A 3,144-nucleotide genomic window follows, 5' to 3' on the forward strand; every position below is an offset into this window, starting at 1 on the left:
TGTCGGGTAATCGCAGAGCTTGCAGGTGTGCATGGGAGGACTGTAGCGGAGGCGTGGAGGCGGATCGCGTGGGCGGTGGCTTGTTGTGGGGCGGGTAGGTCCCCGTTCTGGGTCGGAGTTGCGTGCATCCGAATCGCTGTGACGGGTGCATTCATGTCTGCGGCTGTGTAGACCAGCGCACTGGCGTGACCCCAGTTCTGGGTCGGACTTGGGTGCATCCGTTTCGCTGTGACTGGTAGAGGTCTAGGTTGGCGACACCGTCTTCCCGAACGGTGCCAGGAGGCAATGCGATGCACAAGTTAGCGACGATGACGTCAGTGCGAATGTGGTGGGTTGGCCGCCGGAATCGGTGTGTGCGGTGTGGGGCGGCGGTCGCCGATTGGCGGGTGCGGCGCTGGTGCTCGAATGAGTGCGAGGAGTATTGGGTGGAGGACTGTATATAAGAGGAGTGGCGGGCGCCGTGATGGGGATTCGTCCAAGACCCAGCATCGACGACGTGCTCGCCACTCTGAGAAGTCTCCGGCGCACTCTGGAGACTGGGAGCTTTCTTCTCGACCGCTGCTGGTGGGTAACCTTTCCCTGCCTATTTTGAGAAGCTAGCCAGATCGCCTGGCTGACAGGCTCACTTTCAGAAACGACCTACGCTCCGCTAAGGTTCGATGTTCGACATCCTGCGCATTGAACTACGGAATTTGCTGCGCGTACGCACTTTCAGTTTGAGAAACATAAAGCTTATGTTCTCTACCCCGCCAGTGGGGCGGCGGACTAAGCGGCGTAGTCTTTGAGTTTAGAAACATTTCAAGGTCTGGAACCGCGGAGGACGTACGACGGTCCCTGAATGAACTAGCGGGTTCCTACGCTTTGAGCTGGATGATGCCCGGGTGATCTATTGCCTTTCGAACTTGGGCATCGAGCGCCTGTTTTGTGCAGGCGGTTTTGCAGAATCGTAGTGGCGGCGGGGCGACCTCGGATGAGATTCCTACGCACTAAGCCTCAGGATCGACCGCGCTCATCCCTGTTGGACCTAGCCACACCATCGGCCTCGAAGTGTGGACCAGCCGTGCAATCTCTTTAAACCCGGCAGCCTCGAGTGCGTGTGGGCTGGTGAGCCAGCGCAGCGACGTCCTCAGAAGACTGGCCCGATGGCCTGTTGGGCTGCGCGGATTCGTTTGTCCAGCGCAGCCGCCACAGCCGGTGCCACACTCAAAATGTCATTCGTTGGGAACCGAATTTGAGTTAGCCCCGCGATGTTGGAAAATTCTGAAACACCTTGTTCGCACAAGATGATTGTTCTCGACACGCCCAGAATGCCCTGAGAAAGTCCAATTTCGTGAATGACGTTCTCGCGTGCACGAAAAGTGCCATCTCGCATCTCATCGGTTGCCGTCATTATAACTACTGCGGCGCCAGCGGACTCGATCATTTGGCGGACAGAGCCCAATGTGGTTGACCCTGCTCTCTCCTCAGACTCGAAGGCCTCGATTGCGAAACCATTCGTAGATTCAAGCGCAAGTTTGAGGGACTTCCATTGGTGGTCACCGCCGTGGCCCATAAAGACTTTCAGTGGCGGTAGCTCAAACGGTGTGGTTGGGAGCTTGTAGCTCAGAAGAAGGTCCTCGATGTCGGCCAGGAGCGTCTCGTTGGTGTCATTCGGATCTTCCACGTGGACTTGGGTGGTGCCGCTGCGGATCGAGGTCAGCCTTATTGTGCCGATCACATGGTCCTGTCCGAGGTCCTTCCCAAAAAGGATTGCCAGACCACTTTCCGCGAACTCGATGGTGATTTTTTCGTAGTCAGGCGAAAACTTGGCGAGATTCAAGTCGGCGACGGCCTCAAACGGTCGATCCCGATAGAGTTTATCCGCTGTCCAAGTGCGCCCGGCTACAGTCCGTTCCGTTATTTGTGCGTATATGGTGCCCACCGTCGATCTGTTTTTGAGCATCGCGTCGACTCGATCGGCTCCGCTGAGAGTGGGCTCACGTTGCCATTCACCGGTTTCTGCAGCCCAAACGCGGGCAGCTTTCATGTCTATCGTTTGGATCCGCGAGAGCACGAAGCGTTCCAAGAGCGATTTCATTCGAGGCACGATTGTTTCGTCCAATTCGATTCCGAATACATTTGCTGTGAGAGCGCCCATGTCTGGATCGTATCGGTTGCCATTGACGGGGGAGTACAGACGACTACTGCCCTCGGCGTCGTGCAGGATTCAAACATGCGTGGTCCATGGGACGCTCAGCGCCCGAGGTCGGTCGTCGTATCCGATCTGATATTTAGGGCATATGGTCGCACTTCGTCAGCAAGGCTCATCTGCCCTTTCGTTGCTCGGTCGCGGGCCCATGATTCCAACACGCTGGATGTAGCCCTGACCCCCGGGGACCCCAAACTCTGCAGATTCCCCAAAATGATCCTCTTGGAGTCTCGGAGGGGTGACTGGCCTGATTCTTATCGCTCTGGTGGCAGGAAACCAGCTGGCGATTAGCGCTTGGTGGTAGCGCCAGCACTGGCGACCGGGTAGCAAAATTCCGGAACAAGCGTTCGGGTGTGGGGTGACGGCGACGTTGCCTGGGATCAGCAGGAGGTCCAGAAGGCCCGGAACGGGCCAAATTTCGGCGGTCACGATCAGCAATGCCAGGCTGCCGTCTGGCTCCCCGGCTGGCAGCGGCAAGTGACGAGTGGAATGACCAGGCCGAGTTGGTGAATGTGGTGGCGTATCCAAGTCAGAACCGGCTGCACGTCGACATGCGAATTGACCATGACGGGCCCAGAACCCGTGTTGACCCGCGTCCCGACCTGGCCTTCGCCCATCAGGAGGTGTCGAAGGAGCTCTTCATCGTCGAGATGCAAGGGATCAACAGCGACCTGTTCACGATCCTCGCGAACTGGGAAGACCGGACTCCCGTGATTGTCGCGGCGCTGACCAAACCGTCTGCTGGGTCGCCGACAGGCTCGAGCGCAATCCGCCTCGACAGCAACGCTTGGATCATCCCATCTCGGTCTGATTGACATGCCAGCAGTGTGGCGAGTAGTCCGTCTCGGTACGGCTAGTCCACGTTGTTGGTACTGCCGTTCCGCACTGTTGGTACTGCGGCCATGTGCATCTGGTCTCGTTGTCAGGACGGCAGCACGACGGGTGTTGCCGATTCC

2 protein-coding genes are annotated in these 3,144 nt (G+C 57.9%); one reads left to right on the plus strand and one right to left on the minus strand.

Features of this window, described 5'->3' with window-relative positions:
- Positions 1-1,126 precede the first annotated feature (1,126 nt).
- Positions 1,127-2,137 carry a TIR domain-containing protein gene (locus E3T55_RS01350; protein WP_134517788.1) on the minus strand — a complete coding sequence of 337 codons (1,011 nt, stop codon included), beginning with the start codon at positions 2,135-2,137 and terminating at the stop codon, positions 1,127-1,129.
- A 488-nt stretch (positions 2,138-2,625) separates the two neighbouring features.
- Here E3T55_RS01350 and E3T55_RS01355 point away from each other — a divergent pair, with 488 nt between their 5' ends.
- On the plus strand, positions 2,626-3,003 hold the full coding sequence (locus E3T55_RS01355; RefSeq protein ID WP_134517789.1) for a hypothetical protein: 378 nt from the start codon (positions 2,626-2,628) through the stop codon (positions 3,001-3,003).
- Positions 3,004-3,144: the final 141 nt, after the last annotated feature.

It is taken from the genome of Cryobacterium frigoriphilum (assembly GCF_004403305.1).
GTDB classification, from domain to species: domain Bacteria; phylum Actinomycetota; class Actinomycetes; order Actinomycetales; family Microbacteriaceae; genus Cryobacterium; species Cryobacterium frigoriphilum.

Excerpts from the sequence above, each read along its gene's own strand:
- E3T55_RS01350 (WP_134517788.1), bottom strand. The coding sequence starts at position 2,137 with ATGGGCGCTCTCACAGCAAATGTATTCGGAATCGAATTGGACGAAACA.
- E3T55_RS01355 (WP_134517789.1), top strand. The coding sequence starts at position 2,626 with ATGCCAGGCTGCCGTCTGGCTCCCCGGCTGGCAGCGGCAAGTGACGAG.